This window comes from Pseudoalteromonas luteoviolacea CPMOR-1 (assembly GCF_001625685.1).
GTDB lineage: Bacteria > Pseudomonadota > Gammaproteobacteria > Enterobacterales > Alteromonadaceae > Pseudoalteromonas > Pseudoalteromonas luteoviolacea_K.
This window is the reverse complement of record NZ_AUYC01000029.1, coordinates 114,835-132,452: the sequence shown is the minus strand read 5'-3', so window position 1 is coordinate 132,452 and position 17,618 is coordinate 114,835. Positions and strand designations below refer to the sequence as shown.

14 protein-coding genes are annotated in these 17,618 nt (G+C 44.9%); 3 read left to right on the top strand and 11 right to left on the bottom strand.

Annotated features, from left to right (window positions below; genetic code table 11):
* Positions 1–4: 4 nt before the first annotated feature.
* Both N473_RS12450 and N473_RS26210 read left to right on the top strand, forming a co-directional pair.
* Positions 5–1,240 carry a cysteine desulfurase-like protein gene (locus N473_RS12450; protein ID WP_063368182.1) on the top strand — a complete coding sequence of 412 codons (1,236 nt, stop codon included), beginning with the start codon at positions 5–7 and terminating at the stop codon, positions 1,238–1,240.
* A 210-nt stretch (positions 1,241–1,450) separates the two neighbouring features.
* Positions 1,451–1,624: a hypothetical protein gene (locus tag N473_RS26210; protein WP_155735595.1), complete on the top strand. Its 174-nt coding sequence runs from the start codon at positions 1,451–1,453 to the stop codon at positions 1,622–1,624.
* A 51-nt stretch (positions 1,625–1,675) separates the two neighbouring features.
* Here the strand turns inward: N473_RS26210 and N473_RS12445 are convergent, their stop codons facing one another.
* The 10 genes from N473_RS12445 to N473_RS12395 form a co-directional block, all read right to left on the bottom strand.
* Positions 1,676–2,134 carry a Crp/Fnr family transcriptional regulator gene (locus tag N473_RS12445; RefSeq protein WP_063368181.1) on the bottom strand — a complete coding sequence of 153 codons (459 nt, stop codon included), beginning with the start codon at positions 2,132–2,134 and terminating at the stop codon, positions 1,676–1,678.
* A gap of 14 nt (positions 2,135–2,148) precedes the next feature.
* Positions 2,149–3,555: a nitrogen regulation protein NR(I) gene (gene ntrC, locus N473_RS12440; RefSeq protein ID WP_039607519.1), complete on the bottom strand. Its 1,407-nt coding sequence runs from the start codon at positions 3,553–3,555 to the stop codon at positions 2,149–2,151.
* A 10-nt stretch (positions 3,556–3,565) separates the two neighbouring features.
* Positions 3,566–4,630: a nitrogen regulation protein NR(II) gene (gene glnL / locus N473_RS12435; protein WP_063368180.1), complete on the bottom strand. Its 1,065-nt coding sequence runs from the start codon at positions 4,628–4,630 to the stop codon at positions 3,566–3,568.
* A 103-nt stretch (positions 4,631–4,733) separates the two neighbouring features.
* Positions 4,734–5,246: a DUF4124 domain-containing protein gene (locus N473_RS12430; protein ID WP_063368179.1), complete on the bottom strand. Its 513-nt coding sequence runs from the start codon at positions 5,244–5,246 to the stop codon at positions 4,734–4,736.
* Positions 5,247–5,493: 247 nt separating this feature from the next.
* The gene (glnA, locus tag N473_RS12425; RefSeq protein WP_039607522.1) at positions 5,494–6,900 is read right to left on the bottom strand and encodes a glutamate--ammonia ligase; all 1,407 of its coding nucleotides are present in this window, start codon (positions 6,898–6,900) and stop codon (positions 5,494–5,496) included.
* A gap of 432 nt (positions 6,901–7,332) precedes the next feature.
* The gene (locus N473_RS12415) at positions 7,333–9,771 is read right to left on the bottom strand and encodes an ABC transporter permease (RefSeq protein ID WP_081221136.1); all 2,439 of its coding nucleotides are present in this window, start codon (positions 9,769–9,771) and stop codon (positions 7,333–7,335) included.
* Positions 9,772–9,783: 12 nt separating this feature from the next.
* Entirely contained in the window at positions 9,784–10,515 is a 732-nt protein-coding gene (locus N473_RS12410) for an ABC transporter ATP-binding protein (protein WP_063368177.1), read from the bottom strand.
* A 35-nt stretch (positions 10,516–10,550) separates the two neighbouring features.
* The gene (locus tag N473_RS12405) at positions 10,551–11,798 is read right to left on the bottom strand and encodes an HlyD family secretion protein (RefSeq protein ID WP_063368176.1); all 1,248 of its coding nucleotides are present in this window, start codon (positions 11,796–11,798) and stop codon (positions 10,551–10,553) included.
* A gap of 152 nt (positions 11,799–11,950) precedes the next feature.
* Positions 11,951–13,249 (bottom strand): sensor histidine kinase, encoded by a 1,299-nt coding sequence (locus N473_RS12400; protein WP_063368175.1) that lies wholly within the window; start codon positions 13,247–13,249, stop codon positions 11,951–11,953.
* Complete coding sequence (locus N473_RS12395; RefSeq protein ID WP_063368174.1) at positions 13,233–14,591, bottom strand: sigma-54-dependent transcriptional regulator; 1,359 nt, start codon at positions 14,589–14,591, stop codon at positions 13,233–13,235. The genes N473_RS12400 and N473_RS12395 overlap by 17 nt, the downstream gene beginning before the upstream one ends.
* A gap of 270 nt (positions 14,592–14,861) precedes the next feature.
* Here N473_RS12395 and typA point away from each other — a divergent pair, with 270 nt between their 5' ends.
* On the top strand, positions 14,862–16,682 hold the full coding sequence (gene typA, locus N473_RS12390; protein WP_039607527.1) for a translational GTPase TypA: 1,821 nt from the start codon (positions 14,862–14,864) through the stop codon (positions 16,680–16,682).
* Positions 16,683–16,744: 62 nt separating this feature from the next.
* On the opposite strand, the gene N473_RS12385 is transcribed toward typA, so the two are convergent.
* Positions 16,745–17,593, bottom strand: a complete 849-nt coding sequence (locus N473_RS12385) for a chemotaxis protein CheW (protein WP_063368173.1) — start codon at positions 17,591–17,593, stop codon at positions 16,745–16,747.
* Positions 17,594–17,618 lie beyond the last annotated feature (25 nt).

Genomic DNA, 17,618 nt, shown 5'->3' with positions numbered 1-17,618 from the left:
CCACATGAACTTAATGCCAATCCGCCGTCAGTTTCCCGCTTTAATGCAGGAAGTTTCTGGTGTTTCACCAATATTTTTAGATGGCCCGGGTGGCTCACAAGTACCGCAGTCGGTCTTAAGTGCAATGTCTGCATATCTAGGTTATTTTAATTCAAACCTAGGAGGTGCGTTTTTCTCGAGCGATAAAACGGTTGAGCTAATGAGCCGTGCAAGGCAGTCAGTTGCACAGCTGCTTAATGCGCCAAGCAGTGAGCAAATTGTTTTTGGTGCGAATATGACGAGCTTAACATTCAGTTTTAGTCGTGCAATATCAAGGCAATGGCAAGCTGAAGATGAAGTAATCGTGACCAACGCAGATCACTATTCAAATGTTTCTTCTTGGCGTCAAGCAGCAGAAGATAAAGGTGCCAAAGTGCATGCTTTGCGCATCAATGAATCTGATTGCACACTGGATCTGGATCACTATGCGTCGTTACTTAACAGTAACACTAAACTTGTTGCGGTGACGTATGCATCAAATACCACAGGCTCTATTAATGACATTAAGAAGATCATTGCTATGGCACACGAAGTGGGTGCTCTGGTATATGTGGATGCCGTGCATTTTGCACCGCATGAACTGATTGATGTACAAGCATTAGATTGCGACTTCTTAGCGTGTTCAGCTTATAAATTCTTTGGTCCACATGTCGGTATTGTTTATGGTAAGCGTGAACACCTTGAAGGCTTTACACCCTATAAAGTGGAGCCTGCAAAAGATGTGATCCCGGGTCGCTGGGAAACGGGCACACAAAGCTTTGAGGGGTTAGCGGGCGTAATCGCCGCGATTGAATACATTGCCTCTTTGAGTGCATTACCAGAGTCTGAGTCATTAAGAGTGAGACTAGAACAAGCCTTTGCTCATTCCAAAGCGCATGAGATGACTTTGAGCCAGCATTTCTTGACTAGACTTGCGGAATTTCCGCAGATCAAATTATTCGGTATTGACGATATAACACGTCTTTCTGAGCGCACCCCGACTTTTGCATTAACATTCGAAGGTCTTGAGCCGCGTAAGGTATCAGAGTTCTTAGGGCAACATCATGTGTGTGTATGGGATGGCAACTTTTATGCGCAGGGCCTATGTGAGCAATTAGGTGTGATGGACAAAGGGGGTGTGGTGCGTATTGGTTGTATGCATTACAACACCATTGAAGAGTTAGATAGACTTTTTGATTTGTTCGGTGAACTTCTAAACTAAAAAAGGATGCGTCAGCATCCTTTCTCTTTTGCGTGTAAAGCACTTCAATTTTTCACGGCATAACATTTCACTATGTCATATCTAGCTGCACGTGCGTAATGAAATAAAGTACAGATTGAAATCATTGATTTTAAACTGTGTTGGTGGTTATTTATTGATCAGGTGGCAATGTTCACCTGATAAAAATAAGTACAACATAAGAAGGAAACAATGATGAAAATCACACTTAACAAACGTTCGGTTAAGCAATTATCTACCAATGGTAAAGTATTGAAAATTGAGCAAACGCCTAATGTCGCTGGTGGAATGTACGCAAGTTCACCACATGTGCCTGGCTGTATTTCTTATAAAGGCAGAACATGTAATTCCATGTATAACTGTTAAAGCGTGATTGACGACAGGGCGATAGTACGTGCTGTCGTCAAATACAGTGGATTAGAGCTTTTCTTCGATAAAATGGTTGAGCTTATGAATTCGCTCACTCATGCCAGCGATGATCTTATCTTTGATTTTTTCTCTAATCACCGCTGGTAATTTGGTCAACGCTTCAGAAGTAATGGCCAGCACAATGGTATCAGATATGGCTTGGGCACTGGTGCTGCGCTCTCGGTTAGATATAAAAGCCCCTTCGCCAACAAACTCACCGGGTCCTACATGGCCAATATCGATATGATTTTTTTCCGCGAAAATACGCAGTTCGCCCGTTAAAATGATATATAAGCGACTATCTTGTTCAAAACGTTTGAATGCATAGCGATCTTTACTGATTAAATATAGATGGCTAAATGATTCTAATAAAACTTGCCTCTCAGCCAGTGTGAATTCTGAAAAAAAATCTAAGCGGTTGATGATCTCAAGTTGTTTTATCGTCGTGACGTTTTCTAGCAGCTTCATGCTCGGCCAATCATTTAGTCATTTTCTAGCATATTGCGCTCTTTCAGCTTTCTGGTCAACGTATTGCGACCCCAGCCTATTTTAAGTGCGGCGTCCTGTTTATGGCCATGACATGCTGCTAGCGCAGATTTAATTAACCTCGTCTCTAACTGTGCTTGTACTTGCGGCCAAATATGATCTTCACCAAGTCTCAGTTGTTGATCAAGCCAAAGCTGAAATGCATCAAGCCAGTCGTGACTTTCTTCAAGCGTAGTTGTATTACTGGGCTGTGCAAGTTCAGGGGGTAAATCTTGCGGGCCAACCATGTCGCCAGGTGCCATGACAGTCAACCAGCGGCAAGTATTTTCAAGCTGTCTGACGTTGCCAGGCCAATGGAAAGCACACATTTGATCGAGTGCTTTATCGGTAAGGATTTTGCTGGGCACTTTAAGTTCCTTGGCACTTTTTGCCAGAAAGTATTCGGCCAACTTAGCAATATCGACACTTCTTTCTCTAAGTGGTGGGATCCGCAACCTCACGACATTAAGGCGATGAAATAAATCTTCTCTAAACTTCCCTTCACTGACCAGTTTTTCTAAATCCTGGTGAGTTGCAGCAAGGATCCTCACATCGACTTTGACACTTTGGTGACCGCCGACACGATAAAATTCACCATCGGCCAGCACACGCAGTAGTCGAGTCTGCACATCCAGAGGCATATCACCGATTTCATCTAAAAAGAGCGTGCCCCCATTGGCTTGCTCAAATCGCCCCCGACGCACACTATCTGCGCCTGTGAATGCCCCTTTCTCATGGCCAAAGAGTTCTGACTCGACGAGATCTTTGGGGATGGCAGCCATATTTAGCGCGATAAAGGTATTGTCTTTACGAGGGCTGTGATTGTGTAGGGCACCCGCAACGAGTTCCTTACCCGTGCCGGATTCACCATTGATCAGCACGCTCATACTCGATGCTGACAACTTGCCAATCGCTCTAAATACTTCCTGCATTGCTGGGGCTTCACCAATGATATCAGGTTGGTCAACCGTCGCGTCTTGAGGTTTACTTTTGGCGTTTTGCTGGGCAGCTCGATAGGCTCTGTCAGCAAGCGATGTCGCTTCCTCTAAATCGAACGGCTTGGCGAGATATTCAAATGCGCCTTTTTGAAATGCATTTACCGCTGAGTCCAGATCTGAGTGAGCCGTCATGATGATAACTGGCAGTGAGGGGTATAGACGGTTTACTTCTTCGAGTAGTGCCATACCGTCCAAACCAGGCATACGTACATCAGACATTAAAACTGCTGGCTGGCCGTATTCAAGTGCTGTCAATACATCCTGTCCGTTGGCAAAACTTTCCGTAGCGAATCCCGCTCTGGATAAAGCTTTTTCCAACACAAATCGGATAGAGGCGTCATCGTCGACTAACCACACACTTTTCATTATTTGCTCCCTAGCTTTCTTCAAAGGGTAAATAGATACAAAACTCTGTATGTCCTGGCCAACTGTCACATTCGATAAATCCATTGTGCTGTTCAACCAAAGTTTGAGCGATTGATAGGCCCAGCCCCGAACCGCCTTCTTTATTTGTGACCATCGGATAGAAGAGCGTGGCTTTTATTGCTTCGTCTATGCCTGGTCCATTGTCAGCAACTTTGATCAGCAGTGCTTTTCTCAACATTAACTTCCCGCGTCGAACTCGATGGCATATGCGGGTCGTGACACGGATCTCCCCGTGGCCTTTGAGTGCCTGTTGGGCATTTCTGACGATGTTGAGCACCACTTGCTGTATTTTCGACTCATCAACACAAATATCCGGAATACTTGGGTCATAATCTTTATGCAGTGTGATCCTATGTTCCGTTTCCAATGTGCTGAGTTTCAATATCGACTCAAGTACTTTATGGATATTGCACAATGTGCGTTTGGGTAACTCATTTGGACCCAGCAACCTATCGACAAGCTCTCTTAAGCGATCAGCTTGCTCTATGATCAGCTGCGCACATTCATTGCGCTCCTGTTGGTCTACTTCATACTGCAATAATTGCGCCGCTCCCCGTATTCCACCCAGAGGGTTTTTTATTTCATGAGCTAAACCACGAATGAGGTTACGTGCAGCTTGATATTGATGCGCTTGGTTGAATGCTTTGTCAAAACGAAGTTCTTCATCAATTCGACGGCATTCTAGCTGAATATACTGGCGTTGATTATGGTTGAGTTTACGTGCAAATAAATTGATAGTGCTGGCGCGATTGTCAATGAATACAACGTCTACCTTGTGTTGCTGACAATCAATACCATCTTCTAGCACATAGCGTTTGAGCCTTTTTAAATCGATTAAATGATGATGAAAAATACTCTCAAATGGTTGCTCAATCAACCGCTTTTGTCCTAGCCCTAACAGCTCGCTGGCACTGTTATTGGCATAGTGAATTTTAAAGTCTTCGTCGAGTAAAATAATCGAGGTTGACAGGTTTTGCCACAGTTCAGGCAATATTGCAGAATTGAGGTGTTCCATTGTGGGTCGCCTTGCACCAATTTGGTGCATGTTAATCTAACACAAAAATTTAAGTTGCTGTAGTTTTGCTTGTTATTGTCATAAGTACATGTGGTTGTAATGATTAGTTAGCTCTGGTCGCCTTATGCAGATAAAAAATGGTCTCATCACTTTTAGTCACCACTTTTCCTTTTGAATCAAATACCATGAGCTGCAGTGAATGCTCACCGCGCTCTACATTTCGAAGCGCAAAAGTAATCGTATGCTGCTTTGGCCCGGTTGGCTTGCCATCTAAAAATAGCTGTACAGTAAAGTCTTTGGCAAATCTCGGGGTTATTTGGCCACTGACATACACACTGCCAGTGTTGTCGCGCAATGTTTGTTTGTGATTGGGGGCAATGATGGCTGCTTTGTACTTGGGGGTTGCGGTGTTTTGTGCATCACTGCTTAAAACGGATGTGTCTGCGGCAGGCATGGTTAAAAACTGTGTATTAATTTTAACCTCTGCTGCGCCTTTTTTAGGTGTGTCGGAATATACCCAGTTGCCATTCTCATCTTTCCAGCGATACACTTTTTTGTCTGCATAGGCAGCATGGCTTACTACACATAATATAATCACTAACCAGAGTCGACTCACAGCAACCTCACTTTACAAAATAGCACCGTCCAAAAGTGCACTGCCATTGTGGCATTTTCACCATTGTGCAAGTGTTAACACTACACAGTTTAACTGTAGAGCTTTTAGCACGGTTTTGCCATTAAAAAAGCCCGCAAAAGCGGGCTTGAGAACACATATGATTTAAGCGCGCATTTACACTATAAAGTGCAGTGAATAATGCGCTATGGTAGTTAACTACCTCTATTCACTGCAAGTAATTTGCGAATTAAACGCTGTAGTACATTTCAAACTCAACTGGGTGAGTTGTCATGTTAAGCTTTTCAACTTCTTGAGATTTAAGTGCAATGTATGCATCAATTAGGTCGTCAGTGAATACGCCACCTTGTGTTAAGAACTCGCGGTCTGCGTCAAGTGAAGCTAGAGCTTCTTCTAGAGATGCTGCAACTGTTGGAATTTCAGCAGCTTCTTCAGCTGGTAGATCGTACAGATCTTTATCCATTGCATCACCAGGGTGGATTTTGTTCTTAATGCCGTCAAGGCCTGCCATTAACATTGCAGAGAAAGCAAGGTAAGGGTTTGCTGTTGGGTCAGGGAAACGTACTTCGATACGACGTGCTTTCTCTGAAGGTACAACTGGAATACGGATTGAAGCTGAACGGTTACGCGCAGAGTATGCAAGCATAACAGGTGCTTCGAAGCCAGGTACTAGGCGCTTGTACGAGTTAGTAGACGCGTTTGCAAATGCATTGATTGCTTTAGCGTGCTTGATGATACCGCCGATGTAGTAAAGGGCATCTTCAGATAGACCACCGTACTTGTCACCTGCGAAGATGTTTTGACCATCTTTACCTAGAGACTGGTGGCAGTGCATACCAGAACCGTTGTCACCAACAACCGGCTTAGGCATGAAGGTTGCTGTTTTGCCATAGTGGTGGGCCATGTTGTGGATAACGTACTTCATCTCTTGGATTTCGTCCGCTTTGATAACCATGGTATTGAAGCGTGTTGCGATCTCATTTTGACCTGCTGTTGCTACTTCATGGTGGTGTGCTTCTACAACTTGACCAAACTCTTCAAGTACCAGACATGTTGCACTTCTCCAGTCTTGTGAAGAATCAACAGGTGCTACTGGGAAATAACCGCCTTTTACGCCAGGACGGTGGCCTGTGTTGCCTTCGTCGTAGCTCTTATCTGAGTTCCAAGATGCTTCTTCAGCGTCGATAGAGTACATAGAACCTGACATGTCAGTTTTGTATTTAACATCGTCGAATAAGAAGAATTCTGGCTCTGGACCAAATAGTACAGTATCAGCGATACCTGTTGAACGCATGTAGTCTTCAGCGCGCTTAGCAACTGAACGTGGGTCACGCTCATAACCTTGCATAGTTGCAGGCTCTAATACATCACAACGTACAATCATCGTTGTTTCTTCAGCGAACGGGTCAAGCTTTACAGTGCTTGCGTCTGGCATTAACACCATGTCAGATTCGTTAATACCTTTCCAGCCAGCAATTGACGAACCGTCGAACATTTTACCGTCTTCAAAGAAGTCTTCATCGGCTTGATGATGAGGGATTGAAACGTGTTGTTCTTTACCTTTAGTGTCCGTGAAACGTAAATCTACAAACTTTACTTCATTCTCTTTAATAAAATCTAAAACCGATTGTGACATGTGTCCTCCGACTCGTGGGTTATTTTTTTGCTGCAATAATTTGCTTAACTGCGCTGTTATAAGCGTGATCTGTGCCAATAATATAACTTATTGTAAAATAGTGTTTATTTAGTTTTTTATGGTGATAAAAAGCGTGATTGACCTAATTGAGTGCACCATTTGAGTTCGCGTTGCACTATTTTGGTGCAATGCGTTAAAGGCCTGACTGAGTGGTCTATTCCAACCACTCTAGCATGCTAAGCGAGTGTAAAAATGCAGGACTCGCATCGCTGGATTGTGACAGCAACACGAGCTCACAGGTTAAGCATAGTCCATTTATATTACCGAGGGGCAAGATAAATAAACCAGCCGCCATGACAAACCAGATACAACATCTCAGGAAGGAAATTATCATGATATTACATGCTGATTGACGGCTGGTTTGAGACATGGTTAAGCGCCTTTTAACGCGTATTGTGCTGGCTGGCGAATAATGCTCCACGCTGACAGCAAGGTGATGCCCACAACTAGACTTGCTATCAGGACCACAGGGATCAACCAACTCCATATATTCATCATTTGCATGATGGGCGCAGACGCGGCACTAAAGTAGCCGATTAGTAATGCACTGGTGGCTGCAGCAGCTGCGATTATAAATGGCTGCATATTTTCTGTCAGTACCAGTTTAAAAATTGCCATAGGCGTTGCACCAATTGACATTCTAATACCTAGTTCATAGCGTCTTAAGGCAATGGCATAGCTAAATACGCCGTAAATACCAATACTTGCTAATATCACCGCGACCACTGAAAGTACGATAGTAAAGATACTGGCAACGCGCTGTGATTTAAGGTGTGAGGACAAAATTTGCTCCGTGGTTTGCAAATCATAAACACGTATTTGTGAGTGTACTTGTGTCAATATATCATTGATACTTTGTCTAGACAGTTGCACGTTAGGTTTACTTTCGACGACAACAATAGGGTATCCGGTGTTCACACGGGGGCGATAGGTTCTAGAAATTGGTGGCTGGTTTGGTAAATTCAAATTACCGACGATGCCCACTACCGTGGTCGGGTCACTGGAGTTACGTCCATACAGCTTTGCACCGATCGGGTCTTGGCCAGAGGCTTTTATCATGTCAGCCATAAATTCATTGATGATCACCACAGGCGCTCTATCCCTGGCTTCTGCATCGGTAAAGTGACGTCCTTGCGTTAATCTCAAGCCGAATGTTTCAAAATAAGCGCGTGTTCCCCAGACCCGTTTGTGTGAGACAATAGGCTTATCCATACCTGGCTGTAACTGCGAGTGATATGTAGAGAACTGTTCTAACCAATAGGAGATAGGTGGATAACTTCCAACACCGGCACGTACGATGTCACTGTGTTGGTTTAGTCGTTCTGTTGCTTCTAGTATCAGTGTGGCGCGTTGTTCAGGGGTCATTTCAGTGAGTAAGGTGCCAACATTTAAAGCGATCTGTGAAGTATTGTCAGTATTGATATGCGTGGGGGCTGTGAGCTGAGACCAACTTTGCTTGAAAATACTCATACATAGCACTAGCAAGGAGAGGCAAAAAAATACTTGTACCGATACCAACACTTGGCGCGTATGCTTGGAGACCTGTACACCTGAGCCCTTACCACTGCTTTGTAATGCACCAATAATGGCATTGTAATTCAGCTGCTTACTAACCACCCAAGCGAGTGCCAAATTAAGAATGAGTGTTAAGACAAGCGCAAATATCACTGTGTTGGTATTGAGGCTGAGTTCATCTAAGCGCGCAAGTGGGCCCGCATATCCAGCTTTTAATAAGCCTAAAATAAGGCTCACGATACCGGTAGCAACGATAAGTGCGACGGCAAATAGCAAAGATAATTCAACCAGTACTTGCTTGAATAAGTGATGAGGCTGTGCACCTAATGCAGCTTGAATGGCAAAGGCACGTTGTTGCTCCACAGCACGAGATAAAACCAGGTTACCGATATTACTGAGGGCAATAAGTAGCAGAACTACACTGCCTGCAAACATCATGATGCTGGTATTGCCTGCATCGCCAATAATACGCGTTTTGTACGTTGTAAAACGCCATTTAACATCGGTATTTGCTAAAGTGGGATCATCTGCAACCGCTGCTGGGTAGCGTGCCATCACCCAGTTATTGAGTGCGAGCTGAGTACGGTTGATATCAGCGTCTTTGGTTAATTTCCCGACCAAGTGAACCTGAATAGAAGAAAATGTCCAAACTGGATCTGGGGTATCGCGATAGTCGTAAGGGAGCCATACATCGGTGCGCCAAGTGGGGGTTGCTAATACCGGTTCAGCGAAGTGTTCAGCAGTGACGCCAACGATGATAAAGCTGACACCTTTGAAAGTCACTGAGCGGTAAAGCACTTCACTGCGCCCACCAAAGTGTGTTTGCCAGACATCGTATGAGATAATTGCAACAGGTTGATTACTGTTGAGTCCTTCTTCTTTCGTAAAGTGACGCCCTAAAGCCAAAGGCGCATCGATGATCTGCATATATTCGGGTGTAATCGCACCCATATTAAAGGTTGGGCTGTTTGGTAAGCTTTGCTCAACATCAATACTGATATTGTGTAGCGCAAAAGTCTCTATACCAGGGTGCTGATCTTTATAGGCTTCAATTGCGCCTAAAAAAGGCAGGAAGTTTTCACGCTTTACTTCACCGTCGGCCAGCAGTTGGCCTTGTACTAAGAATAATCTGTCCTGATCAGGGTAAGGCAGTGGGGCTGCGATGATTTGATAGTTTAGATTGTACATTGCCACCATCACTCCTAACGTGACTCCCAAGGTCATGATGATGGTCAGTGCATAGCTTTTCACTCTTGCTAGGCTCTTGATAGCGATTAATAAGTTATATTTCAACATAATGGCACCTACTTACTGTGCAACTGGAGTTTCAAACGTATGCTTAGGGTCGCAGTGCTCTTCACTGTCAATGATTTTGCCATCGAGCAAATGGAGCTGACGAGTCGCCATATCGGCGTAGCGCGGATCGTGCGTCACCATACATAAGGTGGTGCCTTCGGCATTGAGCTGTTGCAACATGGCCATTACGGCATCGCCGTTGATTGAATCTAGGTTACCTGTTGGCTCATCGACCAGTAGCATGCTTGGCTGTCCAACCAGCGCTCGGGCAATGGCAATGCGTTGTTGTTGACCACCGGAAAGTTGGTTGGGCTTGTGGTTCGCACGGTGGCTCATATCTACTTTGGCAAGACATGCTTCCACGGCGTGCTTGATCTGCGCTTCTGGCATAGGCTCTTTTCGATATCTAAGTGGGAGCGCTACATTGTCATAGACCGTCAGTTCATCAATCAGGTTAAACGACTGGAATATAAAGCCAACTTTCTCATTGCGAATATATGCCGACTGCGCCAATGTTAATTGGCTGACCTCTTCTCCTTCAATTTGATATTGCCCAGAGCTGGGCATGTCTAACAGCCCTAAGATAGAGAGCAGCGTTGATTTACCACAGCCGGACGGGCCGCAAATGGAGACAAAATCGCCGCGATAAATGGTGAGATCTATGCCTCTTAATGCATGGGTTTCCATTTCTTCGGTGCTGAATACCTTGGTCACGCCCGACATTGTTAATACGCTTTCTTTCATGTCTAAATCCTTTCTTTTAATTCTTGTTATTGGGTTCACAGTAACGTGATGGCTTTATGCTCACTGTGCTGTGTCATATCAGAGAGAATGACACGCTGGTTTTCTTGCGCACCTTGCAGAATTTGCAAGTGTCGACCCGCGTCTTCGCCGAATCGTACAGTGGTTGCAACCGCTTGATCCCCGTCGATGATGAACAGCTCGGTTGCGCTATGGGCTTGCTTATTAGCTGGTCGCTCGACATATAATGTGTTGCTTAGTTGGCTTGTGAGTATTTCAGCTTCTACGCTGAGTTCTGGTCTGGCAGACTCAGGTACTCCCTCGGTAAAAGACAGTTCTACTTCGATGGTGCCATCTTGCACTTGTGGCATGATCCGAGTGATGGTTGCGGGAGCGTGTTCACGGCGAGTATCTATCGTTGCGGATTGTCCGACTTTGATTTGCTCTGCTTTTGATTGCGGTACGCGGATCAGCGCTTGTAAGTCATCATTACTCCCGACTTGCGCAAGCTCTTGACCAGCTGAAACGCTTTGACCAAGCTCTACAGCGAGGCGTTGTATGGTACCGCTGATCCCCGCAGTGACTTCGAGTTGTTGAGCGCGCTGCTCCAATCTCGCCAAGTTTGAGCGCGCTTGGTTTACCTGTTGTTGAGATATTTCGATGTCCTCTTGGTGTAATTGTGCCAGTTGCGTGATCCGCTGGCGTTGTAATTCGGCTCGTGCACCAAGCTGCTGTTCCTCGAGTTCAGCGGTTTGTACATCAATGGCTGGAATAACACCCTGCTCGCGAAGTACTTGCTGTGCTTGGCGACGCAGTACCAGCGATTGATACTCACTCTCCAACTGTGCTTGTGTGGCTTTTTCTGACAAGCGCTCTCGCTGGTTGGCAAGCTTTTGACGACGCAAATTAGCTTCTTGTTCTTCAAGTGCCATGCGTGCTGTTTCAATTGACTGTTTTAGGTCGGGATCTTGCATTCTTAAAATCACAGAGTTCGGCGTCACAACTGCACCTGGGCGCAACAGTATTTCACTGACCGTCGCACTGCTCTGTGCAGTTAACAGCTTTTGTTGATTGGAGCGTAGGACACCATACCCATCTACTCGAATAGCGAGATCACCTCGCTGTACTGTTGCGACAATCAAGCTGTTCTGTTGCAAGCTGGTGGAACTCGATGATGAAGTGAAGTGAAATACACCGCCTAGCACAGAGGCACAGACGACCATAGCCGTGACTTTTCTCTTGAGCGAGTGTTTTGGCGTGGCTGTTTTTGATTTTGCGATGTCCATATTTATCTTTATATTTATTGATGATGTAAATGATTGAGCAAGCCATGTGCCAAATTGTAAAGTTTTGTTTTTAAATGGTTTTATTTTTTCTGTATGGCTAAATTAATAAAGCAAGGTCCGAAATCGGACTTTGCTTTATTAAATTCGGACACTTAGCAGGGGGGTTGCGCTAATGTGATAACGGCACTGGCACCTCGTTGGCCATCAACGCGATTAATTAATTGCAATTGGCCATTCATTTGCTCCGTCAGGTGTTGGCATAACATTAGGCCAATACCTTCACCTTGCTCTTTGGTCGAATAAAAAGGCACAAACAAGTTATCGGGGTTAATGAGGCCATGACCGTTGTCTGTTAGGCAAATTGTCGCAGTGTGATTTTTCAGCTTTAGTGATAACGTAAGTTGCGGTGTGTCCGAGCAGGCTTCCAATGCATTCTTGGTTAAGTTGATAAGCACTTGCTTGAGTAACGTGACATCGCAATTGAGCGTGAGGTGTTGACCTTCTAGTTGCCAATTTGCCTGAGGATATAAAGCGCTCAGTTCCATACAAAGCTGAGAAAAAGGCTGAATTGTGGCCTTGACGGTGACACTTTGCTGTAACTGTGCATAACGTTTTACGAATTCAGCTAGGTGTTCACAGCGTTCTACAATGATATCAAAAGCTGCGCTATCTCGCTCATTGCTTGCCCTATGCCTCAGTCTTTCTAACATGGTACTGACTGGGGTTAAGGAATTGCGGATTTCATGGCTTATGACCCGTATCAAACGTTGCCATGCCTTGAGCTCCTGCTCTCTCAACGCTATTTGGATATCCGTCATTACCAACAAGTGATAAGTATGGCCGTTATGATTAAAGTTACTGTGGCGTACTTGCCAGCGCTGTTGGCGTTTTTCATCTTTAAAGTGCCAATCAGGCTGGTTGCCTAAACCGAGTCGTGCAGCGCTGGTAAAGCGCAAGGATTGCCAAGGTTGATTGAATAACGTCGTGCACGCTTGATTGCCCAAGCTCAGTTGCAATCTTTCATCAAACACCAATATCGGCGTATTTAATTGCTTTACAAGACGAAAAAGTAAGATTGATTCCTTATCTTCATTGGTCTTTATTGTTAGTAAATCATTACTTAATTCGTTTAGTTGATGATGGAAGTCACCAATGATACCTGTGGTAAAACGGGCTTTTGCGCGCTGGCTAAAGTCTTGTTGCCGGAAAGATTCAAGCTGGGTTGTACTGCGCAAATATGAGGATTTTACTTGTGTGACAACACGGTTGAATATCCAAATAGTTGCCCCCAGCCAAGTGATTAAACAACAGATTGTCACAGCATTGAAAATGGGGTGTGGCTGAGAAAAACCAAATTGCCAGCAAACCGTGAGCAAACTTATCTGTACTAGGATCAGCAGCAGACACTGTCTTTTCCAAAAGCCCTCTAAGCTATTAGTCTTCCAGCGCATATTTTTCTAACCGTCGATACAGTGCCTGTTTGGTGATCCCAAGCTGCTGTGCTGCTTTATTTTTATTGCCTGCAAATTTACTCAGCGCTTGTTCAATTAAATGTCTTTCGGCTTGCTCTAGTGTCATCTCTGGGAGCGCGTCGATGACATTGCGATCTTGTGCATTAGGTAGATGCAAATCGGTGGCGAGAATGACACCCGCTTGGCAAAGTAGCACGGCTCTTTCCATTAAATGGCTTAGCTCACGCGTATTACCGGGCCAGCTGTATTGCATCAATGCTTGCTTCGCGCAAGGGCCAATCGTGACATCGTGCTTGTTATACTTACAGCCATGTTTTGCCAGAAAGTGCTCGGCGAGAGGTACAATATCATCGACTCGCTCTCGCAGTGCAGGAATGGTAAATGTGAATGTATTGAGGCGGTAGTAGAGGTCTTGTCGGAATGCCCCTTTGGTAATGAGTTGCTCAAATTCAGCGTTGGTTGCGCTGATAAGCCGTACATCACTGGTTAGGGTTTTGCTCGAGCCCACCATTTCAAATTCGCCCGTTTCGAGCACGCGCAGCAGCTTGGCTTGCTGCGCAAGTGGCAGTGTGCCTATTTCATCTAAAAATAAGGTGCCTTTGTCAGCTAATGCAAAGCGGCCTGCGCGCTCAGCTTTAGCATCCGTAAATGCGCCCTTCACATGGCCGAACAGTTCGCTTTCGAATAACTGTTCAGGAATGGCAGCCATATTGAGTGAAATAAACGGCTGTGTATTGCGTAAAGACTGTTTATGAATCCAAGTGGCAATGTGGCTTTTCCCTACGCCGTTTTCACCAGTGATGAGGATATTGGCATCGGTCTGGGCCACGGCGCTAAGTTGGGCCATTAATTGCTGCATGGTCGCGCTCTGCCAAATAGGTTCATCCCCGTTTGGTGCGAGGGCCTGGCTGAGTGCAGCGTTACTTTTTTGCAGTCCTGATATCTTTAGTTGCTGCTGAATCACTTGTTCAAGGCGTTGGTTTTGCCAAGGCTTTTCAATAAAATCGACAGCGCCTAGCTGCATGGCCTGAACAATTAAATCTGTGTTCGACCACGCCGTCATGGCAATGACTGGTATGTCGATGGCATCTCGTTTGAGCCCGCGTAAAAAGCGCAGTCCCTCTTCCCCTGATGTCGAGTCGAGATCAAAGTTCATGTCGAGCATGATCAAAGCAGGGTGAGTATGGGAGAGAAATTCATGTGCTTGTACGGGGTTTTCGACTTCTTCGACTGGATAGCCGAAATCTTCCAGTACAAATCGTGCCGCGAGTCTTACTTCACGGTTATCTTCCACAATCAAAATCAGAGACTGTGATTTCATATATCGTTCCTTTGTTTTTCTTTTTACCCATTTTGCTAAGGGCTTGTGACGCAGTGTAGTACTTTGTACAGGAACAAACAACAGGCACAAAATCAGCGAATTTAAGCCGTAAATTGCAGTAAAGAAGAAAAAAATCCTCTGGATAAACTTTCATCTGTCACATTATTAGGGGATAATACGCGACCTTTAATTGTGGAACGGTATCTTAGGTGCGCAATTTTGCGTGGATCGACTAGGATCACTGAAGGCCAACTTCTCTGAGTAACAGTAATGAGCATTGAAAAGTTAAGAAATATTGCGATTATCGCACACGTTGACCATGGTAAAACTACCCTAGTCGATAAGCTGCTAGAACAGTCTGGCACATTAGAGACACGCGGTGGCAACGAAGAGCGTGTAATGGATTCAAATGATATTGAAAAAGAGCGTGGTATCACAATCTTGGCGAAAAATACCGCCATTGAGTGGAACGACTACCACATCAATATCGTAGACACCCCGGGACACGCCGACTTTGGTGGTGAAGTAGAACGTGTACTATCAATGGTTGATTCTGTACTTCTACTAGTAGATGCACAAGAAGGTCCAATGCCTCAGACGCGTTTTGTTACGCAAAAAGCATTTGCGCTTGGCCTTAAGCCTATCGTTGTTATCAACAAAATTGACAAGCCAGGCGCACGTCCTGACTGGGTTATGGATCAAGTATTTGACCTATTCGACAACCTAGGCGCGACAGATGAGCAGCTTGATTTCCAAGTTATCTATGCATCAGCTATCAACGGTTGGGCGACACTTGATCTAGACGAGCCGTCTGACAACATGCAACCTATGTTTGAAGCGATTGTTGAGCAGGTAGAGCAGCCAGACGCAGATCCAGCTGGCGACTTCCAAATGCAGATTTCTCAGCTAGACTACAACTCTTACATCGGTGTAATCGGTGTTGGTCGTATCAAGCGCGGTACTGTTAAAGTAAACCAGCAGGTAACAATTGTTGGTGCTGATGGTAAAACACGTAACGGTAAAGTTGGCCAAGTACTGACTTATTTAGGTCTTGACCGTCACGAAGCGCAAGAAGCGCAAGCGGGCGATATCATTGCGATCACAGGTCTTGGTGAACTGAAGATCTCTGACACAGTATGTGATGTGAACGCTGTTGAAGCACTACCTGCACTGTCTGTTGATGAGCCGACAGTAACAATGACGTTCTCTGTAAACACATCACCGTTCTCAGGCCAAGAAGGTAAGTTCGTGACTTCACGTAACATCCTTGAGCGTCTTCAAGCTGAACTTGTACACAACGTAGCACTTCGCGTTGAAGAAACAGATAACCCAGATAGCTTCCGCGTATCAGGTCGTGGTGAACTTCACCTAGGTATCCTAATCGAAAACATGCGTCGTGAAGGTTACGAACTAGCTGTATCTCGTCCAGAAGTAATTCTTCGTGAAGTAGATGGCCAGTTAGAAGAACCGTACGAAACAGTAACAGTTGATGTTGAAGAAGAGCACCAAGGTTCTATCATGGAGCAACTTGGTCTTCGTAAAGCAGAAATGACTGACATGGCACCGGATGGTAAAGGTCGTATCCGTATGGACTTCATGATGCCTTCACGTGGTCTTATCGGTTTCCAAACTGACTTTATGACACTGACGTCTGGTTCTGGTCTAATGTACCACACGTTTGATCACTACGGCCCACACAAAGGCGGTAACATTGGTCAACGTAAGAACGGTGTACTTATCGCAAACGCAGCAGGTAAAGCACTGACTAACGCACTATTCAACCTTCAAGACCGTGGTAAGCTATTCATCGGTCACGGTGTTGAAGTATACGAAGGTATGATCATCGGTATTCACGCACGTGATAATGACTTAACCGTTAACGCGCTTAAAGGTAAGCAGCTAACGAACGTTCGTGCATCAGGTACTGATGAAGCGCAAAACCTTGTGCCACCAATCGTCATGACACTTGAGCAAGCACTTGAGTTCATCGATGATGACGAGCTGGTAGAAGTAACGCCTGAAAGCATCCGTATTCGTAAGAAGCTATTGACTGAAAGTGAGCGTAAGCGCGCAAGCCGTCAAGCTAAATAAAGCTTAATTTCGAATATAAAAAACGCCGCGTACTACGCGGCGTTTTTGTTTATGTTACTTTACTAAAATAACCCGTATTCTTCCGTTTCTATTGGTGCATAATCTTTTAAGTGCTCCGGCCTAAAAATCGCACTTGGGTCTAATACCAAGCTGTGATTATCACCTTGCTTAATCAGCCCTTTCATCATTTTTTTGGTTTGCGGGTCAATATCAAAACCGACATTGGTCATCTCGTGTAGTGGTTTAATATCTGATTCATCACAATGAATATTGTCTTCCACTTTATCCACTAATAGTCCTATGTGAGGCTGCTGACCATTTTCCGTGGTAAAGACGATAATCGGCTTGTGATCAAGAATAATTTGATCTCTGGCAGACTCAAACAGTCGTATCAATTTAGTAAAGGTTGTGAGCTTTTCTTTTTCTAGTAAGGCGATTGCTTGCTCTTTTTGGGCCTTGCTGGACAAGGCGAGTATTTCATCGGCGATAGTATGTAAGCGAGTATGTGGCTCTTCAAAACGCGCTAAAATTGCTTTTAAGTCTTCATTATCTGTTTTGAAGTTATAAAACCATTTGCCAAACTCTGATTGCTTGGGGTCCCTGGCTTTCGTGAAAGGCACATCATTGTGCACGCTGATCTCAAGCTCTGAAAGCCACGCTTTTTGATCTTGCTCTCTTTGCTGTAACAGCTCAACCAAAGATTGGTTGGTGTCGGACGAAGATTGGTTGTTCAGGATAAGGCCCAAATCAAAGATGGGCGTGGGTGTGCCCATGTAATCTTTCACCCCCAAAAAGCTCGGGTTGTCGTTGGGCAATGAAGTGAGGTTTCCTTCATAGCGTTCGGTCAATAAGATATCTAAAATTTTGAGCGATATTGTTTTTTTTCCTACTCGAAAATTGATCAGGTCCATGTTTGCCTCAAACATTAATTGCTTG

Bases quoted from the DNA above. Each gene is read 5' to 3' on its own strand.
- N473_RS12450 (WP_063368182.1), top strand. From the start codon at position 5: ATGAACTTAATGCCAATCCGCCGTCAGTTTCCCGCTTTAATGCAGGAA.
- N473_RS26210 (WP_155735595.1), top strand. From the start codon at position 1,451: ATGATGAAAATCACACTTAACAAACGTTCGGTTAAGCAATTATCTACC.
- N473_RS12445 (WP_063368181.1), bottom strand. From the start codon at position 2,134: ATGAAGCTGCTAGAAAACGTCACGACGATAAAACAACTTGAGATCATC.
- ntrC (WP_039607519.1), bottom strand. From the start codon at position 3,555: ATGAAAAGTGTGTGGTTAGTCGACGATGACGCCTCTATCCGATTTGTG.
- glnL (WP_063368180.1), bottom strand. From the start codon at position 4,630: ATGGAACACCTCAATTCTGCAATATTGCCTGAACTGTGGCAAAACCTG.
- glnA (WP_039607522.1), bottom strand. From the start codon at position 6,900: ATGTCACAATCGGTTTTAGATTTTATTAAAGAGAATGAAGTAAAGTTT.
- N473_RS12415 (WP_081221136.1), bottom strand. From the start codon at position 9,771: ATGTTGAAATATAACTTATTAATCGCTATCAAGAGCCTAGCAAGAGTG.
- N473_RS12410 (WP_063368177.1), bottom strand. From the start codon at position 10,515: ATGAAAGAAAGCGTATTAACAATGTCGGGCGTGACCAAGGTATTCAGC.
- N473_RS12405 (WP_063368176.1), bottom strand. From the start codon at position 11,798: ATGGACATCGCAAAATCAAAAACAGCCACGCCAAAACACTCGCTCAAG.
- N473_RS12400 (WP_063368175.1), bottom strand. From the start codon at position 13,249: ATGCGCTGGAAGACTAATAGCTTAGAGGGCTTTTGGAAAAGACAGTGT.
- N473_RS12395 (WP_063368174.1), bottom strand. From the start codon at position 14,591: ATGAAATCACAGTCTCTGATTTTGATTGTGGAAGATAACCGTGAAGTA.
- typA (WP_039607527.1), top strand. From the start codon at position 14,862: ATGAGCATTGAAAAGTTAAGAAATATTGCGATTATCGCACACGTTGAC.
- N473_RS12385 (WP_063368173.1), bottom strand. From the start codon at position 17,593: ATGGACCTGATCAATTTTCGAGTAGGAAAAAAAACAATATCGCTCAAA.